The 21,161-nt window shown below is 45.9% G+C and carries 22 protein-coding genes and 1 other annotated feature; all 22 genes read right to left on the bottom strand.

Annotation, left to right across the window (positions count from 1 at the left end; translation table 11 throughout):
• Positions 1-55: 55 nt before the first annotated feature.
• The 22 genes from rpoB to radA all read right to left on the bottom strand — a co-directional run bounded on the left by rpoB (position 56) and on the right by radA (position 20,934).
• Positions 56-3,601: a DNA-directed RNA polymerase subunit beta gene (gene rpoB / locus MKY98_RS23275; RefSeq protein ID WP_029514493.1), complete on the bottom strand. Its 3,546-nt coding sequence runs from the start codon at positions 3,599-3,601 to the stop codon at positions 56-58.
• A gap of 355 nt (positions 3,602-3,956) precedes the next feature.
• The gene (locus MKY98_RS23280) at positions 3,957-4,559 is read right to left on the bottom strand and encodes a class I SAM-dependent methyltransferase (RefSeq protein WP_029514494.1); all 603 of its coding nucleotides are present in this window, start codon (positions 4,557-4,559) and stop codon (positions 3,957-3,959) included.
• Positions 4,560-4,707: 148 nt separating this feature from the next.
• Positions 4,708-5,073 carry a 50S ribosomal protein L7/L12 gene (rplL, locus tag MKY98_RS23285; RefSeq protein WP_029514495.1) on the bottom strand — a complete coding sequence of 122 codons (366 nt, stop codon included), beginning with the start codon at positions 5,071-5,073 and terminating at the stop codon, positions 4,708-4,710.
• 68 nt (positions 5,074-5,141) lie between these two features.
• Positions 5,142-5,645, bottom strand: a complete 504-nt coding sequence (gene rplJ / locus MKY98_RS23290) for a 50S ribosomal protein L10 (protein ID WP_013312168.1) — start codon at positions 5,643-5,645, stop codon at positions 5,142-5,144.
• Between the two features lie 74 nt (positions 5,646-5,719).
• Positions 5,720-5,871: a sequence feature (ribosomal protein L10 leader region), on the bottom strand.
• 68 nt (positions 5,872-5,939) lie between these two features.
• A complete protein-coding gene (gene rplA, locus MKY98_RS23295) occupies positions 5,940-6,632 on the bottom strand; it encodes a 50S ribosomal protein L1 (RefSeq protein WP_013312169.1) in 693 nt (230 codons plus the stop codon).
• 87 nt (positions 6,633-6,719) lie between these two features.
• Positions 6,720-7,145: a 50S ribosomal protein L11 gene (gene rplK, locus MKY98_RS23300; RefSeq protein ID WP_007432595.1), complete on the bottom strand. Its 426-nt coding sequence runs from the start codon at positions 7,143-7,145 to the stop codon at positions 6,720-6,722.
• Positions 7,146-7,218: 73 nt separating this feature from the next.
• Positions 7,219-7,752 carry a transcription termination/antitermination protein NusG gene (gene nusG, locus MKY98_RS23305; protein ID WP_007432596.1) on the bottom strand — a complete coding sequence of 178 codons (534 nt, stop codon included), beginning with the start codon at positions 7,750-7,752 and terminating at the stop codon, positions 7,219-7,221.
• Between the two features lie 22 nt (positions 7,753-7,774).
• On the bottom strand, positions 7,775-7,966 hold the full coding sequence (secE, locus tag MKY98_RS23310; RefSeq protein WP_013312170.1) for a preprotein translocase subunit SecE: 192 nt from the start codon (positions 7,964-7,966) through the stop codon (positions 7,775-7,777).
• Positions 7,967-7,986: 20 nt separating this feature from the next.
• Entirely contained in the window at positions 7,987-8,136 is a 150-nt protein-coding gene (rpmG, locus tag MKY98_RS23315; RefSeq protein ID WP_023990562.1) for a 50S ribosomal protein L33, read from the bottom strand.
• A gap of 335 nt (positions 8,137-8,471) precedes the next feature.
• Positions 8,472-9,116, bottom strand: a complete 645-nt coding sequence (gene sigH / locus MKY98_RS23320) for an RNA polymerase sporulation sigma factor SigH (protein ID WP_016324748.1) — start codon at positions 9,114-9,116, stop codon at positions 8,472-8,474.
• Between the two features lie 162 nt (positions 9,117-9,278).
• Positions 9,279-9,800 carry an NYN domain-containing protein gene (locus MKY98_RS23325; RefSeq protein WP_007432599.1) on the bottom strand — a complete coding sequence of 174 codons (522 nt, stop codon included), beginning with the start codon at positions 9,798-9,800 and terminating at the stop codon, positions 9,279-9,281.
• 4 nt (positions 9,801-9,804) lie between these two features.
• Positions 9,805-10,551 carry a 23S rRNA (guanosine(2251)-2'-O)-methyltransferase RlmB gene (rlmB, locus tag MKY98_RS23330; protein WP_013312173.1) on the bottom strand — a complete coding sequence of 249 codons (747 nt, stop codon included), beginning with the start codon at positions 10,549-10,551 and terminating at the stop codon, positions 9,805-9,807.
• A 55-nt stretch (positions 10,552-10,606) separates the two neighbouring features.
• A complete protein-coding gene (locus tag MKY98_RS23335) occupies positions 10,607-11,065 on the bottom strand; it encodes a Mini-ribonuclease 3 (protein WP_029514497.1) in 459 nt (152 codons plus the stop codon).
• Positions 11,062-12,465: a cysteine--tRNA ligase gene (cysS, locus tag MKY98_RS23340; RefSeq protein WP_029514498.1), complete on the bottom strand. Its 1,404-nt coding sequence runs from the start codon at positions 12,463-12,465 to the stop codon at positions 11,062-11,064. Before cysS ends, MKY98_RS23335 begins: the two co-directional genes overlap by 4 nt.
• Before the next feature lie 24 nt (positions 12,466-12,489).
• On the bottom strand, positions 12,490-13,170 hold the full coding sequence (gene cysE, locus MKY98_RS23345; RefSeq protein WP_029514499.1) for a serine O-acetyltransferase: 681 nt from the start codon (positions 13,168-13,170) through the stop codon (positions 12,490-12,492).
• A gap of 487 nt (positions 13,171-13,657) precedes the next feature.
• On the bottom strand, positions 13,658-15,118 hold the full coding sequence (gene gltX, locus MKY98_RS23350) for a glutamate--tRNA ligase (protein WP_069011497.1): 1,461 nt from the start codon (positions 15,116-15,118) through the stop codon (positions 13,658-13,660).
• 39 nt (positions 15,119-15,157) lie between these two features.
• Positions 15,158-15,634, bottom strand: a complete 477-nt coding sequence (gene ispF / locus MKY98_RS23355; RefSeq protein WP_025723806.1) for a 2-C-methyl-D-erythritol 2,4-cyclodiphosphate synthase — start codon at positions 15,632-15,634, stop codon at positions 15,158-15,160.
• Positions 15,631-16,329, bottom strand: coding sequence for a 2-C-methyl-D-erythritol 4-phosphate cytidylyltransferase (gene ispD, locus MKY98_RS23360; protein ID WP_029514501.1), 699 nt, complete (start codon positions 16,327-16,329; stop codon positions 15,631-15,633). Before ispD ends, ispF begins: the two co-directional genes overlap by 4 nt.
• Before the next feature lie 70 nt (positions 16,330-16,399).
• On the bottom strand, positions 16,400-17,485 hold the full coding sequence (locus MKY98_RS23365; protein WP_029514502.1) for a PIN/TRAM domain-containing protein: 1,086 nt from the start codon (positions 17,483-17,485) through the stop codon (positions 16,400-16,402).
• A 185-nt stretch (positions 17,486-17,670) separates the two neighbouring features.
• Positions 17,671-18,417, bottom strand: a complete 747-nt coding sequence (gene pssA, locus MKY98_RS23370) for a CDP-diacylglycerol--serine O-phosphatidyltransferase (protein WP_069011498.1) — start codon at positions 18,415-18,417, stop codon at positions 17,671-17,673.
• A 54-nt stretch (positions 18,418-18,471) separates the two neighbouring features.
• A complete protein-coding gene (gene disA, locus MKY98_RS23375; protein ID WP_013312183.1) occupies positions 18,472-19,548 on the bottom strand; it encodes a DNA integrity scanning diadenylate cyclase DisA in 1,077 nt (358 codons plus the stop codon).
• A 12-nt stretch (positions 19,549-19,560) separates the two neighbouring features.
• Positions 19,561-20,934: a DNA repair protein RadA gene (gene radA / locus MKY98_RS23380; protein ID WP_029514504.1), complete on the bottom strand. Its 1,374-nt coding sequence runs from the start codon at positions 20,932-20,934 to the stop codon at positions 19,561-19,563.
• Between the last annotated feature and the right edge of the window lie 227 nt (positions 20,935-21,161).

Here is a 21,161-nt window from a genome sequence, read left to right on the forward strand (position 1 = left end):
CCTAGAATGGATCAAGGTATATAACAAAGCTGATATGAGTCAGTTAGCAGTCAAACTACTCTACGCCAACCTCAGAGCCTTCCAGATTCAAACTCAGCTTATCGCCGCTTGTGTCATCCTCATCATCAAGCTCTCTCATTTCGATCTCTTGTTCGTCTTCAGACAGAATCTTCACGTCCATACCCAAGCTTTGCAGCTCTTTGATCAAGACCTTAAATGATTCTGGAACACCCGGTTCAGGTACATTTTCACCTTTGACAATGGATTCGTAAGTTTTAACACGTCCAACCACATCATCGGATTTCACAGTCAAAATTTCCTGAAGCGTGTACGCCGCGCCGTAGGCTTCCAATGCCCATACTTCCATCTCCCCGAAGCGCTGTCCACCGAATTGAGCTTTACCACCCAATGGTTGCTGCGTAACGAGAGAGTAAGGACCTGTAGAACGAGCATGGATTTTATCATCGACCATGTGCGCCAGTTTGATCATGTGCATGACACCGACAGTAACTTCACGTTCAAAACGATCACCCGTACGTCCGTCATACAACACAGTCTTACCATTACGCTGCATGCCTGCCTCTTCCATTGTATCGAACACGTCATACTCCTTGGCACCATCGAATACTGGAGTTGCCACATGAATACCAAGACGCATTGCAGCCATACCCAGATGGACTTCAAGCACCTGTCCGATGTTCATCCGTGAAGGTACCCCCAGCGGGTTCAGAACGACCTGTACTGGTGTGCCATCCGGCAGGAACGGCATATCTTCTTCAGGCAAAATACGGGCAACAACACCCTTGTTACCGTGACGTCCAGCCATTTTATCGCCTTCGGAGATTTTACGTTTTTGAGCAATATATACACGAACCAACTGATTTACACCTGGTGGCAGTTCATCGCCATTTTCACGTGTAAACACCTTTACATCTACAACAATCCCATCTGTTCCGTGAGGAACTCTCAAAGAAGTATCGCGAACCTCGCGTGCCTTCTCACCAAAGATTGCGTGTAAGAGACGTTCTTCAGCTGTCAATTCAGTCACACCTTTAGGTGTAACTTTACCAACAAGAATGTCACCTGCACCGATTTCGGCACCAATACGAATGATTCCACGCTCATCCAAGTTGCGAAGCGCCTCTTCACCGACATTTGGAATGTCACGAGTGATTTCTTCAGGTCCAAGTTTCGTGTCACGAGCCTCGGATTCGTATTCCTCAATATGGATCGAGGTGTATACATCCTCCTTGACCAGTTTCTCACTCAGCAGGATCGCATCCTCGTAGTTGTAACCTTCCCAAGTCATGAAGGCAACGACAACGTTACGTCCCAACGCCAACTCACCCATCTCTGTAGATGGACCATCCGCAAGAATATCGCCAACTTTGACAATATCTCCTCTGTTCACAATCGGACGTTGGTTAATGCAAGTTCCTTGGTTAGATCGCATGAATTTGTGTAATTTATACTTAACAATGTCGCCCTTCACTTCAGCACCATCTACAGTTTCGATACGACGCAACCAAATTTCGTTAGCCGAAGAGCGTTCGATAACTCCGTTGTATTTGGATACAATGCAAACACCAGAATCTTTTGCAGACTTGTGCTCCATTCCTGTTCCGACCAATGGAGACTTTGGAATCAAAAGTGGGACAGCCTGACGTTGCATGTTGGAACCCATCAATGCGCGGTTAGAGTCATCATTCTCCAGAAACGGAATCAGTGCTGTCGCAACTGATACGACCTGTTTAGGTGATACGTCCATGTAATCGACACGGCTACTAGCCATTGGAATAATGTTATCAGACTGTTTGTTATAACGGACAATGACGACCTCATCCTTAAAGGTGTTTTCCTCCGTCAATTCCGCGTTCGCCTGAGCTACGATGTAGTTATCTTCTTCATCAGCAGTCAGGTAATCAATCTGGTCTGTAACTTTTCCGGTTTTCGGATCTACCCAACGATAAGGAGCTTCGATAAATCCGTACTCGTTGATACGTGCAAATGTGGACAAAGAGTTGATCAAACCAATGTTTGGTCCCTCTGGTGTCTCGATAGGACACATACGGCCGTAGTGACTTGGATGGACGTCACGCACTTCCATGCCTGCGCGTTCACGCGTCAAACCGCCGGGTCCGAGTGCGGACAGACGACGTTTGTGCGTTAATTCAGCAAGCGGGTTTGTCTGATCCATAAACTGTGACAGCTGCGAGCTACCAAAAAACTCTTTAATCGAAGCAATTACTGGACGTATGTTAATCAACGCTTGTGGCGTAATTACATTAGCATCCTGAATCGACATTCTTTCACGCACCACGCGTTCCATACGGGATAAACCGATACGGAACTGGTTTTGGAGCAACTCACCTACAGAACGTAAACGACGGTTACCCAAATGGTCAATATCGTCCGTACTTCCGATACCGTGAAGCAAGTTAATAAAATAACTGATGGAGGAAATAATATCGGCAGGCGTAATATTCTTAACCGATTTATCAATATTTCCGTTAGCAATCAGTTTTACTACTTTACCGTCCTCAATTGGCGAGAATACATCAATCGTTTGAAGTGGAATATCATTGCTTTCCAGCACGCCGCTAGCAACATGATACGTGCGGTGTCCTACTGATTCCTCCAGTTGGGCCAAAATCTCGTCCAACAGGCGACGATCCACCATTTGTCCTGCTTCAGCGATAATTTCACCAGTTGTTGTATCAATCAATGTCTCAGCAAGACGTTGATTGAACAGACGGTTTTTGATGTGAAGCTTTTTATTGATTTTGTAACGGCCTACGTTGGCCAGATCATAACGTTTTGGATCAAAGAAGCGTGCAACAAGCAAGCTCTTTGCGTTATCCAGTGTAGGTGGCTCACCCGGGCGAAGACGCTCATAAATTTCAATCAGCGCTTTCTCCGTGGAATCCGTATTGTCTTTATCAAGTGTGTTGCGGATATATTCGTCATTGCCGAGCAAATCCAGAATCTCAGCATCAGTGCCAAAGCCAAGTGCACGCAGCAACACCGTAACCGGAATTTTACGGGTACGGTCAATCCGGACATAGATAATATCCTTCGCATCCATCTCCAGTTCGAGCCAAGCCCCCCGGTTAGGAATTACCGTTGCGGTGTATGTTGTTTTCGCATTCTTGTCGACTTTTGTGCTGAAATAGACGCTGGGAGAGCGAACCAACTGGCTGACAATAACCCGTTCCGCACCGTTAATAATAAACGTACCCGTTTCAGTCATCAGCGGGAAGTCTCCCATGAATACTTCCTGCTCTTTCACTTCCCCGGTCTCTTTATTAATAAGCCGGACTTTTACCCGAAGCGGTGCTGCATACGTAACGTCGCGTTCCTTTGCGTCGTCAACGGTATATTTGGGTTCTCCGAGAGAATAGTCGATAAACTCCAAAATCAGATTTCCAGTGAAATCTTGAATTGGTGAAATATCCCGAAACATTTCCCGTAATCCTTCCTCCAAAAACCAATCATAGGATTTTTGTTGGATCTCAATCAGGTTCGGAACCTCGAGTACCTCATTAATACGTGCATAACTGCGCCGAGTGCGTCGACCATATTGAACAAGATGTCCTGCCAACTTAAACTCACCCCTCATGTCTACTCACTTTAAAAATACATTGCGAACCTCTGTTTGTGACCTTATAATAAGACACATACAGAAGATTCAATCTTACAAATACAGAAAAGCCCTTACTCGAATGCATTCGAAAAAAGAGCAACGTATCTGCAGAATCCTCTTACCGGAAGATCTTCATCACTTGTAGATTTGCCCAAAATGGTTGTATTATACGTAATAGCGATAAATACTATACCTACTACGCATAAATCTATTGACATTTCAACAAACTAAAGCCATGGAGGGCATCCTAATACTGACATTTTATAATGATATCACAGACCAGGATTCAAGTCAATGGTCCTATTGCATTTTCTTAAAAACTTTTTTTGGCCTTCAAAATTCGATAGCCTTTATCCTTTGTAACTTCCTCCACATGACCGAAAAGACTCTCTATCTTAGCACTCGCCGAAGGGGCCCCCTGCTTTTTCTGAATGACTACCCACAAAGTTCCACCCTCATTTAAATGCTCATAAGCAAGTTCAAAAATGGTATGCACTGTTTCTTTTCCTGCACGTATAGGAGGATTCGTCAAAATTACGTCAAAACGTTCATTCTTCACTTCCGCAAACAAATCGCTTTGCTTAACGGTGACATTCTTAACCCCATTACGTTCCGCATTCTCTATCGCTAGTTGAACGGCTCGCTCATTAATATCAACCATTGTGACGTGTCCTTCTGGGACAAGCGCGGCTGCCGCCAAACCAATCGGCCCGTAACCGCATCCTACATCTAATACCGAGGCTTGTGCAGGAAGCTGCATCGCTTCAATCAGCACGCGACTCCCATAATCAATGCCCTGCTTCGAAAAAACGCCTGAATCGCTGACAAAACGGTATGACCGCCCCCGCAGCACTGTTTCCAGGCTCCGTCTTTCATGCGCCGTCTCTGGCCGCTTGGAGTAGTAATGATCAGCCATTCATGCCCACCTCTTTCGGTTGTACTACCATCATAGCCTTTACAATTACCTTTCAGACATGCTGGCACTACCGTTTTACAGCAACAAACCCCTTGAAGATCACCTCAAGGGGTTTGTTTTAGTTCATTGTCTGCTAGAAAGCAGTCAATTATTTCACTTCTACAGAAGCGCCTGCTTCTTCCAATTTTGCTTTAATGGATTCAGCTTCTTCTTTAGCGATTTTTTCTTTCAGTGGTTTTGGAGCGTTGTCAACCAGTTCTTTTGCTTCTTTCAGGCCAAGACCTGTGATTTCGCGAACTGCTTTGATAACGTTGATTTTGGAACCGCCAGCGCTTGTCAAGATTACGTCGAACTCGGATTGCTCAGCTTCAGCTGCGCCACCTGCTGCGCCACCTGCTACAGCTACTGGAGCTGCTGCAGTTACGCCGAATTCTTCTTCGATTGCTTTCACGAGATCGTTCAGTTCCAATACGGACATACCTTTAATTGCTTCCAAGATTTGCTCTTTACTCATGGTTGAACCTCCATTTAAATTCGTATTTTTTTGTTCTCAACTGCTATACAGCAGGTTTAATCCCTAACTTATGCGCTTTGCTCTTCTTTTTCTGCAACAGCTTTAACTGCAAGCGCGAAGTTGCGCACAGGAGCTTGAAGCACGCTGAGGAGCATGGAAAGGAGACCTTCGCGGGATGGCAGTTCTGCCAGTGCTTTGATTTCCTCAACACCGATAACGCGACCTTCTACAACTGCACCTTTCAGTTCCAGTGCATTGTTCTTCTTAGCGAAATCGTTCAAGATTTTAGCTGCAGACACTGCATCATCTTTGCCGAACGCGATTGCAGTAGGACCTGTCAATACTGCGTCCAGTTCAGTCAATTCTGCTGCCGCAGTTGCACGGCGGAGCAGTGTGTTTTTCAGCACTTGAAATTCGATTCCGGCTTCGCGAAGCTGCTTACGCAGCTCAGTTACTTGGGCAACATTCAGACCGCGATAGTCTGCAACCACAGTCGTTACGCTCTCACGCAATTTCGCAGCTACAACTTCAACAGCTTCTTGTTTTGCTTGAATCACCTTTGCATTTGCCAAACTGTACACCTCCTGATCAATTTATCCGCTTTGTTCGAAGCACCCGATCTGGTGATCTCACAAAGCTTGCTTTCATAAGCATGAAAAAAGCCTCCGTAGAGTACGAAGGCTTGATAAATCTACATGGACGGGACAAGCCCGTCACATGAAACGTTCTATCATAACACCTCGGTAGGAAATTAAGCCCTAAGGCACCTACTGTCTACGGTAAGCATATTCAACTTTAATGGTCAGTCACAAGGACTCACAACTTTTATAGAATAACAATTTTGATTGAACATGTCAATCAAAATATTATCTGTAAACAGATGCGTTCACACGTGCACTTGGTCCCATAGTCGAAGAAATAGCGATGTTTTTCAGGTATACACCTTTAGCAGCCGCTGGCTTCGCACGGTTCAAGGCTTCAACCAAGGCTTTAAGGTTCTCGTTCAGCTGTTCAGCACTGAAGGAAGCTTTGCCGATTGGCGCATGAATTTGACCGGCTTTGTCGAGACGGTATTCGATTTTACCGGCTTTAATTTCTTGAACAGCCTTGGCAACGTCGAAAGTAACTGTGCCTGCTTTAGGGTTAGGCATCAAACCTTTACCACCGAGCAAACGACCCAGTTTACCAACCTCACTCATCATATCAGGTGTCGCAACGCAGACGTCGAATTCAAACCAGCCTTGTTGGATTTTGTTGATCATATCTTGATCGCCAACAAAATCAGCGCCAGCAGCTTCCGCTTCTTTCACTTTGTCACCTTTTGCAAATACCAGAACGCGTTGTGTTTTACCCGTACCATGCGGCAGGACAACAACACCACGAACAGCCTGGTCTTGTTTACGGGAATCTACGCCCAGACGAACTGCAGCTTCAACGGTTTCGTCGAATTTAGCAGTCGCAGCCTTTTTCACCAGTTCAACGGCTTCTAAAGGCTCGTAAGTTGCTTCGCTGTCAATCAGCTTAGCAGCTTCCAGGTACTTCTTACCATGTTTAGCCATAATGTTTTCCTCCTTATGTGGTATTAGCGGATATTCCTCCCACACTTGCCGGACAGTCAAACTGCCGGCACACGTAGATTAATAAAATTAATCTACGATGGTGATACCCATGCTGCGAGCAGTACCTTCAACCATACGCATTGCCGATTCTACGGAAGCTGCGTTAAGGTCAGGCATTTTTTGCTCTGCAATTTGACGAACAGCAGCGCGATTTACAGTTGCAACTTTCGTTTTATTCGGTTCACCGGAACCTTTTTCGATTTTAGCAGCAACTTTCAACAGAACAGCAGCCGGTGGAGTTTTGGTGATGAACGTAAAAGAACGATCCTCAAATACCGAAATTTCAACCGGAATAATCAGGCCTGCTTGATCAGCAGTACGAGCATTGAACTCTTTACAGAATGCCATGATGTTGACACCTGCTTGACCCAAAGCTGGACCTACTGGAGGCGCTGGATTAGCTTTCCCTGCAGGAATCTGCAGTTTTACCATTTTAATTACCTTTTTTGCCATGGATGACACCTCCTTGACTCAATAGTGGTAGACGGACCTATCGATCCTCCCACAAGAAACCTGTAAGAAAAATCTATATTTTCTCCACTTGAGTATAATCCAACTCAAGCGGGGTTTCCCGTCCAAACATATTGACGTGAACTTTAAGCTTACTCTTCTCAACCAAAATTTCTTCCACGGAGCCCACAAAATTCGCAAAAGGACCAACTTTAATTCGCACGGATTCCTTAACATCGAATTCAATCTTCGGTTTCGGCTCTACCATGCCCATATGCTTCAGAATCTGTTCAACTTCTTCTGGAAGCAATGGCGTCGGTTTGGAACCCGAGCCTGTTGACCCTACAAATCCCGTAACACCTGGTGTGTTGCGTACAACATACCAAGAGTCGTCGGTTTGAACCATTTCGACTAAGACATAACCAGGGTAGACTTTACGCATAACGGTTTTTTTCTTACCGTCCTTGGTTACCAGTTCTTCTTCCATAGGAACAAGAACACGGAATATCTTGTCTTCCATGCCCATGGACTCAACGCGTTTTTCCAAATTGGCTTTGACTTTGTTCTCATACCCTGAATAGGTATGAACGACGTACCATCTTTTTTCCATATCAAGCCACCTGGAACCCTTCCTAGATAATCGCTTCGATCACAGCGGAAATGCCGATGTCGAGAACCCAAAAATAAATCGTGACGAACGCAATTGTCCCTATGACAATCAGCGTATAGTTGGTCAGTTCTTTACGATTGGGCCAGCGAACCTTCTTGAGTTCAGCCCAGCTTTCAGAGAAAAAGGAAAACAGAGACTTGAAACTGCGTTTCACGCCGACTACACCTCCAAAAACTATCTGGTTTCCCGATGAGAAGTCTGTTCGTTACAGGACTTACAGAATTTCTTCATCTCCATGCGGTCGGGGTGATTACGCTTGTTTTTCGTCGTTGTGTAATTTCTTTGTTTGCATGTTGTACAAGCCAAAGTAATAATTACCCGCATGATGTGCACCTCCCGAAGACATCCAACACCGGAAGTCTCATAATTGATCCTAAAAAAAACCGCGAATTTAGGCCTACCTAAAACACTTTATCACACGGGGTTTTCCATGTCAACGAATGTTTACATACAATTCGCAGTCCCGACTGTGGTGCATTTTAACATCTGTGCATCCTTTAAAACTATTCTCTGAAAAGCCGCTTCAAAAATCAAGGCGATATCTATTATTCGTCTTTTTTAGTATAAATCATTTGTAACACTTATAAACCTGCATAGCCTACCTATAACGAATAAAAAAAGACTCGGACTCGAGCCTTTTTCCCTGTCAGCCTCTACTTTCAACTATCTCTTACTTCCAGATACTTTTCAAGTTTACGCTTGACCCGTTGCAGCGCGTTATCAATGGATTTCACATGGCGGTCAAGATCCTCTGCAATCTCCTGATACGAACGTCCGTCCAGATACAACATAAGTACCTTGCGTTCCAGTTCGCTCAGAATCTCGGACATCTTGTCCTCAAGGCCCACAAATTCTTCCTGATTGATGATCAGCTCTTCAGGGTCACTTACTTGTGTTCCGCAAATCACATCGAGCAACGTCCGGTCTGACTCTTCATCATAGATGGGCTTGTCCAGAGACACGTAAGAGTTCAGAGGAATGTGCTTTTGTCGTGTAGCCGTCTTAATTGCCGTAATAATCTGTCGTGTAATGCACAACTCGGCGAAAGCCTTGAACGAAGCAAGCTTGTCTCCCTTAAAATCACGAATGGATTTGTAGAGACCAATCATGCCCTCCTGAATAATATCCTCGCGATCAGCACCAATCAGGAAGTAGGATCTGGCCTTGGCCCGCACAAAGTTCCGGTATTTGTTGATCAGAAACTCCAGCGCTTCCCCATCACCTTCATGGACTGCTCCGACAATGTCTTCATCATTTTTGTAATCAAACTTTGACAACATGATATCCTTGAGGTCCACACTCACTAACAATCCCTCCGGCTGCAACGCAAGGTACCCGTTACTCTCTCAAATATACGACAAGTATACGCGATGTAACCTGATACCGTCAACCACAACAACCTAAAAAAGAAGAGCGCTAACAAAATTGTCAATGGTTTCAAAATGGAGTGGCGTCCAATTATTGGTTTATTCTCTTCTCCATCGTTCAAACAACTTTCGAAGCTCCGGGCTCAGTTTGGCATCTAGCGAGTTACGGGACAATTTAGCACTATCCTGCTGGATTCGCTTCTGCACTTCTCTTTCGGATTCCTCAATCTCGATCAGTAATTCTCGCGCCGACACCCTAAGTGCACCTTGCCCAAATGCGACATGTTGCTCTACCTGATCGCTTGTCGCTACGTAAATACTTCTTCTTTTACTGCTCAGCTCCCGAACCAATCGCTCGATGCACTCATCAGCAGTTTCTTTTTCTCTGGTAAAATAAATCTGGACTTTGCTCTGAGCAAAAGTTTTACCTAATCCTGGCACCCTGTAAGCATCAAATACGACGATGACTCTTCTGCCGGAATACGCCTGATGATCCGCCAGTCGTTCAAGAAGTCTGTCCCTCGCTTCCTGCATACCAGATTGTACCAGTGCGGAAAGTTCGGGCCAGGCTCCAATCATGTTGTAACCGTCCACAAGCAGAACATCCCGCGTGTCAGCCATATCGTTAGCCCCGTGCCTGTCGTCCGCGCAATACTTCGTACATGACAACACCTGCAGCTACAGAAGCATTAAGGGAATTAATTTGCCCCGCCATTGGCAGCTTGACGAGTACATCGCATTTCTCACGAATCAAACGGCCCATACCTTTATTTTCGTTACCAATGACAATGGCTACTGGTCCCGTGAATACTCCATTCCCAAAGACAGGGTCTGTCGCTGTAACATCCGTGCCAACTACCCATACACCTTCTTCTTTAAGACGATCAATGGTTTGTCCCAGATTGTTTACACGCGCCACCGGAACGTACTCCACAGCACCTGCCGATGTTTTGGACACCGTTACAGTTACAGCTGCAGAACGCCTTTTCGGCACAATAACACCATGCGCTCCAGTACAGTCCGCTGTACGAAGGATGGAGCCCAAATTATGAGGGTCTTCAATCTCATCCAGCAAAATCAAAAACGGCTCTTCTCCCTTATCACGAGCAGTTGCGAGCAATTCTTCCACTTCAACATAGGCAAAAGGCGCAGCTTGCGCGACCACTCCCTGATGTTGAATGCCCGGAACCATTTGATCCAGCTTACGCTTGTCCACCTGCAAAACAATAATTCCTGCTTTTTTCGCCTCAGCTGTAATCGGCAGTGTCAAATGTTTTTGCGCATTATCCGCAATCCAAATTTTATTTATTGTTCTGCCTGAACGCAATGCCTCCGTTACCGAATGCTTACCGGCAATCCATTCTTCTTCCATCTCTAGCTTCCTCCCGGGAAACGGCTGATACTTGTTCCATCCAGTCCATTCCCATTTATGATTTTCCTGTATTTTCCATTTGTGCAATTCCGTACGTAATCAACTCTCTTAATCTGTCCAAATGTCCATCACAATAAAGAGATCCAATCAACCCCTCCAGTGCAGTGGCGTGCCGATACTCAAGCACATCAGCATTTTTGGGCAAACTTCCTGATTTAGCATTTCTTCCTTGTCGGACAATATCGCGTTCTTCTTCCGTCAGTACATTTTCCAATAGCCCTAACATGCGACTCTGCGCCTTGGCGGAGACTAGCCCTGTGGCTCGCCGATGCAGATGATTTGGACGCAGGTTAGGCTGTGCCAACAAATATTGCCGGACAGCTACCTCGTACACTGCATCACCAATGTAAGCTAGTGCAATGGGAGGCATCAAACGTGCTGGCTTGGACGCAGGGTACGGGAACCAGTTCCCCGTACCTTCCGATGCTCCTGAGTTCAGTGGCTTATCATTCATTTTCGCCGCCACCGCATCCCCTGCGCCGTATCTTCAAGCACAATGCCTTTTGCAGCCAACAGATCGCGAATTTCGTCAGCTCTACCCCAATTTCTGGTCTTACGAGCTTCGACACGTTCTGCAATTAACTGCTCAATTTCGTCATCCAGCAACTCTTCACTCGGCTCCGAATAAATGCGAAGCACGTTATTCATCGAATGAAAGGTATGCAATACAGCTTGTAATTCTGCCTGATGTACGACATCTCGTTGCAACAAATGGTTTGCTTCGCTAACCCAATCGAATACAGCAGTAATCGCATCAGGTGTGTTGAAATCATCATTCATTTTTTCGCCAAACTGCTGCAAAATTCCGTCGAGCTTCGTTTGCAGTTCCGTCGATACTCCCTCATTACCTTTCAGCGCATTAGCTAAACGATGCTTCACATTGGCAACTGCATTGGCGATCCGTTCGACACTGTTCTCCGCCTGACTCATAGTCTCTTGGTTGTAGTTTAACGGATTTCGGTAATGCGTCGACAACATAAAATAACGTATAGCCTCAGGCTTGTGATGAGCGCGCAAATCTTTAACTAAAATACCATTACCGAGTGATTTCGACATTTTTTCATTATCTATGCGAATATATCCGTTATGCATCCAGTAGCGGGATAATGGCTTACCTGTAATCACTTCGGATTGTGCGCATTCACATTCATGATGCGGAAATTGCAGATCCTGTCCGCCCCCATGAATATCCAGTGTATCCCCCAAATAATGGCGAGCCATAGCAGAGCATTCGATATGCCAGCCTGGTCGTCCATTTCCCCAAGGGCTCGACCAATGAATTTCGCCCGGCTTCGCTGCCTTCCAGAGTACAAAGTCCTCGGCATTTTCCTTGCGTTCATCCACATTGATACGAATTCCGAACTGAAGCTCTTCCAGATTTTGACCTGACAGTTGTCCGTAATCTTTGAACTTTTTGGTCCGATAGAACACGTCGCCATCATTCTCATAGGCATAGTCTTTGTCTACCAATTCCTTAATAAAATCAATAATCAGATCCATGCTCTCTGTTACACGAGGGTTCATACTGGCAGCAGGAACATTCAATCCTGTCAGATCCTCATGGTAGGCAGCAATAAATTTCTCAGCAACTGCCGAAACATTCATGTCAAGTTCCCGAGCTTTGCGGATTAGTTTATCATCGACATCCGTAAAATTCACCACATAGTTTACATCATAGCCCAAGTACTCCAGGTAGCTACGCACCACATCAAATACAATTACAGGTCGTGCATTGCCAATATGAATGTAATCATACACGGTAGGACCGCATACATACATTTTAACCTTTCCAGGCTCCAGTGGCACAAAGGGCTCCCGACTCCTCGTCATTGTATTATAAATTTGAAGCGGCATTGTTATGTTCCTCCCTCATGAAAATCATTTTTCTAATGTATTCTCTTGGGCCACCTGATGTTTCTGAGCGGATGCCCCATCCTTCAAATCAGACATTTCTGCACGCAAACGTTCTATTTCCCGTTGAAGCTCTCGCATAGAATCCACAACCGGATCAGGCAACTGATGACTAAGTCGGTCTGGACGCCTACCATCCTGTCTGACAACTCGCCCCGGGATGCCCACCACCGTACTGTTTGGTGGAACTTCTTTGAGCACAACCGAGTTAGAGCCAATGTTGGATTGTGCCCCAATCGTGAAAGAGCCTAATATCTTCGCACCAGAGCCGATAACAACATTATTCCCAATGGTCGGATGGCGCTTCCCTTTCTCTTTCCCAGTCCCGCCGAGTGTGACCCCCTGATACAATACGACATCGTCGCCAATCTCACAGGTTTCCCCGATGACAACTCCCATGCCATGGTCAATGAACAGCCGATCTCCGATACGAGCGCCAGGATGAATTTCAATGCCTGTCATAAACCTTGATACCTGGGATATAACACGGGCTAGAGTACACCAGTTTCGCAAATAAAACCAATGTGCGATTCGGTGTGCCCAAAGGGCATGAACACCGGAATACGTAAAAATGACCTCCAGCTTACTCCGGGCGGCCGGATCATTATCCAAAACAGTCTGAATGTCGGATTTGAAATGTCTGAACATGTCGCCCTCCTATTCCCTTCATATCCTTGCCGCATCATCACAACACTTCACGTTCCGCCAATTTTCGCATCCACCAGCACTCTTCGACATTTTTCTATCTATAACGAGTCTGAGTCTGATAAAAAAGAAAAAGCGCCTCCGCAGCCTAAGCTGCAGAGACGCATGAACGTGGTCCCACTCTGCTTTCGAACATATCTGCTGCATAAAAAGCAGATAATCCGTCTTTGGCGTCCTGTAACGGGAACGAATCGGCACGCCCTTGTCACATCAGCATTTGATGCTAATGAGGGTTCGGGCGCACGGCTCCCAGGCGCATTTCCTCCGCAGGTCAACTGGACGGCTCTCAGCCTGGGGTTCCCCCTCGACCGTCCTCTCTGGCAGATGCCCTTATGCAGTGTACTTCTCCTGTTCGCAGCCTTTACACGTAAATATCAATCCGTATCAATGGAGTCATTATAGCGAAAAGACAACAAATTGACAAGAAATATCAGCCTTTAATTTGTGCCTTGAGACGATCCAGTACCTTGTCACGTCCAAGCAAAAAGATAGTTTCATTCAGATCCCGTCCATGCGTTTGGCCTGTAAGAGCCACACGAATCGGCATGAATAATTGTTTTCCCTTAAAACCGGTTTCCTTTTGAACTTCTTTGATCAGCTTAGCCATTTGTGGAGCTGTAAATTCCTCACTCGTTTCAACTTTACCTGCAAAAGCTCTAAGTACCTCAGGAACCTGCTCTTCGGCCAATATAGTTGCTGCTTCAGCATCCAGTTCCAGATGTGAACGGAAAAACAACTCAGACAACGTTACAATATCGGACGCAGATGTCATCTGTTCCTGGTATAAGCGAACAAGGGCCTTAGCCCAATCCAGTTGTTCCGCAGACAGCTCAGTAGGCAACAGCCCCGCTGTCTGGAGATGTGGAATCGCCATGCTGGCAATTCGCTCAGGATCAGCCTTTTTAATATAGTGATTGTTCAAATAAGCAAGCTTATTTGTATCAAACACAGCTGGACTTTTGGACAAACGATTAGGATCGAAAATCGAAATCAGTTGTTCCCGATCATAGATCTCTTCTTCGCCTTCTGGGGACCAACCCAGCAGTGCGATGAAGTTGAATATAGCTTCTGGCAAATAGCCCAACTTGTCATACTGCTCCATAAACTGAATAATGGATTCGTTACGTTTACTGAGCTTTTTGTGATCCTCACCTACAATCAGCGTCATATGACCGAAGCGTGGCGGTTCCCACCCGAGAGCTTCAAAGATCATCAACTGCCGCGGTGTATTGGAAACATGGTCTTCGCCCCGTAGTACATGCGATATTTTCATCAAATAATCGTCAACTGCTACAGCGAAGTTATATGTCGGAATACCGTCTTTTTTGACGATAACAAAATCGCCGCTTTCCTTGGAATTGAACGTAATTTGTCCTTTAACGATATCGTCAAACGTATATTCACGATCTTCCGGTACACGAAAACGAATACTTGGTACACGGCCCTCTGCTTCAAATGCCTGGCACTGTTCTTCTGTTAGATCACGATGTTTTCCAGAATAGCGCGGTGTCTCCCCACGTGCCGTCTGCTCTTCACGCTCGCGCTCCAGCTCTTCTTCAGTGCAGTAACAGCGGTAAGCCAAACCACGATCCAGCAAATCCTGCCAGTATGTTTTATATATGTCCAAGCGTTCAGTCTGACGATAAGGTCCAAACTCTCCTCCCACGTCTACGCTCTCATCCCAGTCCATACCCAACCATTTCAAATATTTAAGTTGGCTTTCTTCTCCGCCCTCAATATTGCGCTTCACATCTGTGTCTTCGATACGAATAATAAATTTCCCACCTTGATTGCGGGCAAACAAATAATTAAATAATGCCGTTCTGGCATTTCCAATGTGCAGATGCCCTGTAGGGCTTGGTGCATAACGTACACGAACTTCCGTGCTCATATAATCTCCTCCAAATTGAATTACTCAAGATGATAGCATTTACTTGATAAGACAGACAACCGATTGAGCCGCGATTCCTTCACCCCGGCCGGGAAACCCGAGTTGCTCTGTCGTGGTCGCCTTGACGTTCACCTGGGATAGCTCCTCTGCTTCCAGCGCCCGAGCGATGACTTCATTCATCTGCGGAATATACGATGCCATTTTGGGCTTTTGTGCGATAATCGTAGAATCAATATTCCCCAAGCGATATCCTCGCTCTTTAGCTAGCCCCCACACATGCTCCAGTAGCTTAAGACTGTCGGCATCCTTAAATTCTGGGTCATTATCTGGAAAATGCTTCCCGATGTCTCCCAAGCCAAGCGCGCCCAGGATAGCATCGCTAATGGCATGCAGCAGTACGTCTGCATCGGAATGGCCCAATAAACCTTTTTCATACGGAATATTCACACCTCCGATGATGCATGGCCTTCCTTCCACCAGCTGGTGGACGTCAAATCCTTGTCCCACTCTGATCATTTGATATCCTCTCCCTCTGTTTTCACCCATAGCGCCGCCATATCCAAATCCTCCGGTGTAGTAATTTTGATGTTCTTGTAGCTGCCTTGAACGACAGTAACCGGAATGCCTAGCCGCTCTATCAGCATAGAATCATCTGTTCCCAAGAATCTCGACTGCTCCGCTTCCTCATAGGCTCGCAGCAGATCGGAAAGACGAAAAGTCTGTGGCGTTTGAATACTCCACAGACTTCGGCGATCCGGCGTTGCTGTAATGATACCATCCCCGTTCACTTGCTTGACCGTATCCTTTACAGGTACTGCCGCTACAGAAGCACCAGTACGCTGGGCTGCCTCAAGGCATGAACGTACAAGCTCAGGTTGAATGAGTGGACGCACACCATCATGCACCATCACCCAATCCGCTTGTAAGTGGCGCAGACCGCGATAGACCGAATGCTGGCGTTCACTGCCACCAGCTACCACCCGTACATTTTTACCGATTTTGTATTGATGAATCCAATCTCGGCAGCGTTCCACATCTGCTGTCCCAGTCACCATCACCATTTCATCCACTTCGGGCATAGCTGCGAATATTTCAAGTGTATGTATGAAGATGGGCTTGTCCCGCAAAAGCAGAAATTGCTTGCTCTCCTGCGTCCCCATACGGGAGCCGCGCCCTGCTGCCACAATGACAACTCCTACCCGATTGTTCATTCAAATAACTCCTGCCCTGATCGCACTTGGACGATCCGTATGATAACACATCTACTTCATCATACCGCGTTTATTGAGCTTTTTCCAATAATTTCGGTTTGGCAAAGATCATACGTCCGGCCGAGGTCTGAAGTACACTCGTGACCAGCACCTCCATAAGAGAGCCAATATAGTCACGTCCGCCTTCCACAACAATCATCGTACCATCATCCAGATAGGCTACACCCTGCCCATGCTCCTTGCCGTCTTTAATAATCTGCACCATAATTTCCTCACCGGGTAGTACGACAGGCTTCACTGCATTCGCCAAATCGTTAATATTCAGCACTGATACACCTTGCAGTTCGCATACTTTATTCAGGTTAAAATCGTTAGTTACAACTTTACCCTGTAACACCTTTGCCAGCTTGACCAACTTACTGTCAACCTCTGAAATTTCCTCAAAATCACCTTCGTAAATGAGCACATTCACATCCAGCTCTTTTTGGATTTTATTCAAAATATCCAGGCCCCGTCGTCCACGATTACGCTTAAGTAAATCTGATGAATCTGCAATATGCTGAAGCTCCTCTAACACAAATTCAGGAATCACAATCGTTCCTTCAATAAAACCTGTCTTGCAGATATCTGCAATACGCCCATCTATAATGACGCTGGTGTCCAAAATTTTATGTTCCTCCAGCTTGCGTTCTTCTGCACCCGTTCCCCGACCAAAAAAGCCAGAACTCCAAAAGGATGACAGCTCGTCCCGCTTTTCTAGTCCAACCATTAATCCCACATATCCACATATCACGGTAACAGCCGTCTGGATAAGTTGACCCGGGGCCCCCAACCATGAAAAAAGCGGATAGACTGCTAAGGAAAGTATCAATCCCACCGCTAAACCAATCACACCTGCCATCATCTCGTTCATCGGAATTCGTACCAAGCCTTCAATGCCCTGTTGCAACCGGTTCGCCACGGATGCTCCTGCGAATGAGCACCCGGCCATAAATAACACTGCTCCCGCCATCATCCAAACAACCATTCCCGGTAAAGACCCATCACTCAACCATTCTGGCATCCACGATACAATGCCCCCTACCCGCTGGTATAACGTATAGCCAAACCATGCTCCGCACAATCCTGTAAAAGTTAAAATAGCCTTTCTCCACATTGAATCTCTATACCTCCTTTATTTTCTTTTCATTAGTCTGCTATTTATTGGATACATAGCATTTCTCTTACCAGTATGATCCATTTCCCACATAACTAACCCTGTGTTTTCACTTTTTATGCATAAAAAAAGCATTTATCTCCTTGAAATAATTCAAGGAAATAAATGCTTATACTTGCTTGATACTACCGCTGTGAATGACGATATTGATCGTCCTGTTCTTCCTGACTGGAACGATCCCGATCACGCCCACGTCTGCGTGATAGTTTACGAATGTTCAGCTTCATACCATACAATGCATACAGCACCAGTGGCACAAAAATCAGCTTCGACAGCTGGTCAGGGAATTTAACAGCCAACACCACCGCTGCAATTACGACCCATGGAGCCACCCAAATTGCTTTTTTCGGGAGGCCAACCTTTTTAAAATTTGGATATTTCATGGAGCTGACCATCAAATAAGAGACCAGCAACATGGCAATCGACATGTATAACAAAGAAATATCGTTATGGAATAAGGACAAAGTGGCTAATACGCCACCTGCTGCCGGAATTGGTAGACCCGTAAAATAACCTGGTACACCAGGACGTACGTTAAATCGAGCCAAACGCAACGCTCCGCACATCGGGAAAATGGCAGTAACCGTCCAAGCGAGAGCCGAATTCGCATCATGAAAAGCAACCATGTACATAATAACTGCGGGAGCAACACCAAAAGATATCATATCTGATAAGGAGTCCAGTTCTTTACCGAATTCGCTTTGGGCATTCAGGACCCGGGCCATTCTTCCATCCAGTCCGTCCAACAACATGGCGACAATAACCATAATAGCGGCAAGACTGTATTTTCCGTCTACAGCCAATAAAATGGCGATCATTCCGAGAAACAAGTTACCTAAGGTACACAAGTTCGGAATTGATTTGGTAATCATCTCTTCACCTCAATGTATGAATTGTTCCATTATAATCCTTTCACTGTATTACATTTACATTTGCCTGTCAATGAAAACTTGTTCCTGCAAACGTTTAAGACCTTCTTTAATCGTACGCGCACGAACCTCTCCAATACCATCCACTTCATCCAGTTCTTCTATCGTTGCTGTGATGACATGTGGAAAACGTCCAAACCGCTCTACCAGATTATGAATAATCACATTCGGTAAACGCGGTATCTTGTTCAGTACCCGATAGCCGCGTGCAGCAATATACTCCTCTGATGTCGCAGCTGAAGAAGGGTAGCCTAGTAAACGTACAATATGATTCACATCCAACAATTCGTCGTCCGTAGAACGTTTGAGTCCCAATATAATTTCACGAATCTTTTCGTCGCTATCGTCTTTGGCATAATCCTTATACAACAACCATGCTTCTTCCTCAATATTGCTGACAAGCTCTTCCATCTGCATACTAATTAGACGGCCCTCATTTCCGAGCTCGTTAATAAATCGTTTGATCTCCATTTTGATGCGCAGCACCATTTCGATCCGTTGGATGACATTAACGACCTCCGGCATGGTAACCAGCTCTTCAAATTCAGATGCTGTCAAATTCGTAGAGGCTTGCCCCAACACAGATCTATATTTTTCTAACGTCTGAATAGCCTGATTGGCTTTCGTTAAAATAACCCCGATTTCCTTGAGCGCATACCGTAATGTCCCCTGATACAAGGTAATAATATTACGCCGCTGGGAAATAGACACCACTAGTTTACCAGTTTGCTTAGCAACTCGTTCTGCCGTCCGGTGCCGAATTCCTGTTTCAATCGACGAAATCGAGGAGTCAGGAATCAGTTGCGTATTAGCATATAAAATTCGTTTTAAATCCTCGCTTAATATGATTGCGCCGTCCATTTTAGCCAACTCATACAAATAGTTCGGCGAAAAATCACAATTAATGGAGAAACCGCCATCCACGACTTCCATAACTTCTGGGCTATAGCCAACGACCAGAAGAGCACCCGTTTTGGCACGCAAAACGTTTTCTAATCCGTCGCGAAAGGGAGTTCCCGGTGCCACAAGCCGCAGCAAATCGTTCATTTTATCCAGTTGGCTCGCTTCTTTCATTCTCAATGCCCCCTAATCTAATGCGGCTGCCAGTGCATCTGCTACCGTTCCTACTCCTATAATTTGTATCCCTTTCGGATGTGTCCAGCCCTTCAAGCTTTTCTCTGGCATGATCACCCGTTTGAAACCTAGTTTCTCCGCTTCTCGTACTCGCTGTTCTGCTCGGGATACCGCACGCACCTCACCTGTCAGTCCCACCTCGCCAAAAATCACATCGTACGGCTTGGTAGGAGCATCTCTAAAGCTGGAAGCAATACTCACAGCTATAGCCAAATCTACCGCCGGTTCATCCAACTTTACACCTCCGGCTACGTTGAGATAAGCGTCCTGGTTTTGCAAAAACATGCCCATCCGCTTTTCTAGCACGGCTATGATTAATCCCATTCGATGATGATCGACTCCTGTGCCCATCCGGCGTGGAGATGGAAAATGCGTAGCTGCAATCAATGCTTGCAGTTCAACCAATACAGGCCGGGTTCCTTCCATACTGGCTACAACAGTAGAACCCGCCACCCCTAGTGGGCGTTCAGACAGAAACAACTCGGAAGGATTGGATACCTCACGCAAACCGCTTTCAGCCATTTCAAAAATACCAATCTCATTTGTAGAACCAAAACGATTTTTAACTGCACGCAAAAGCCGATACGTATGATGACGCTCTCCTTCAAAATAAAGCACACAATCAACCATATGTTCCAACAAACGCGGACCTGCAATGGCACCTTCCTTGGTCACATGCCCTACCAGTACCGTAGCAATACCTAGCCCCTTGGCAATTCGCATAAAGCGTGAAGTACATTCCCGCACCTGAGCCACACTACCTGGTGCACTCGTCACCTCAGGCAAATATACAGTCTGTATCGAGTCGATGACCAAAAACTCCGGCTTCAAGCTGTCCACCGCTTCTTCAATCGTCTCCAAATTCGTCTCACATAATACGTATAGGCTGGGGGACAAGGCACCGAGTCGATCTGCACGTAGTTTCGTTTGACGGACAGATTCCTCACCAGACACGTACAGCACCTTTAAACCAGTTAAAGCCAGCTCATTAGATGTTTGCAGCATAAGCGTAGATTTACCGATTCCCGGATCACCGCCCACCAAAACGAGTGAACCCGGCACCACACCTCCACCGAGTACTCGATTCAATTCGCCAATTCCCGTCAAAATTCGTGCTTCTTTACCGCTCTCCACCTCTATAATAGGGAGTGGCTTGTCTTTTGTGCTATGAGTAAGAAGGGAAGACCCCATTCCTTGAGTTTTTACAACGCTTTCCGTTTCTTCGACCATGGAATTCCATGCCTGGCATCCAGGACATTTCCCGTACCATTTGGGCGATTCATAACCACATTCCGTACAGGAAAATTTAGTTTTCACTTTAGCCATACTTTGTTCCCTGGCTCCTTATTGACGACGATGATGTCAAATTTATGTTCATACAACCCAGAAAGAGCTGTAACAATAAAAGTTTACCATTGAAGCTTGGCGGACGTAAAGCAATATCACAAACTTTCCCAAAGCATTTACCCAACCTTTTCACCGTGTTTTATACACAAAAAGGGTGCCTTCGCAATAGCTTTCCAGCCTGCGAGACACCCTTTTCTACTGTTTAT

This window comes from Paenibacillus sp. FSL M8-0228 (assembly GCF_038007385.1).
GTDB classification, from domain to species: Bacteria; Bacillota; Bacilli; order Paenibacillales; family Paenibacillaceae; genus Paenibacillus; species Paenibacillus polymyxa_D.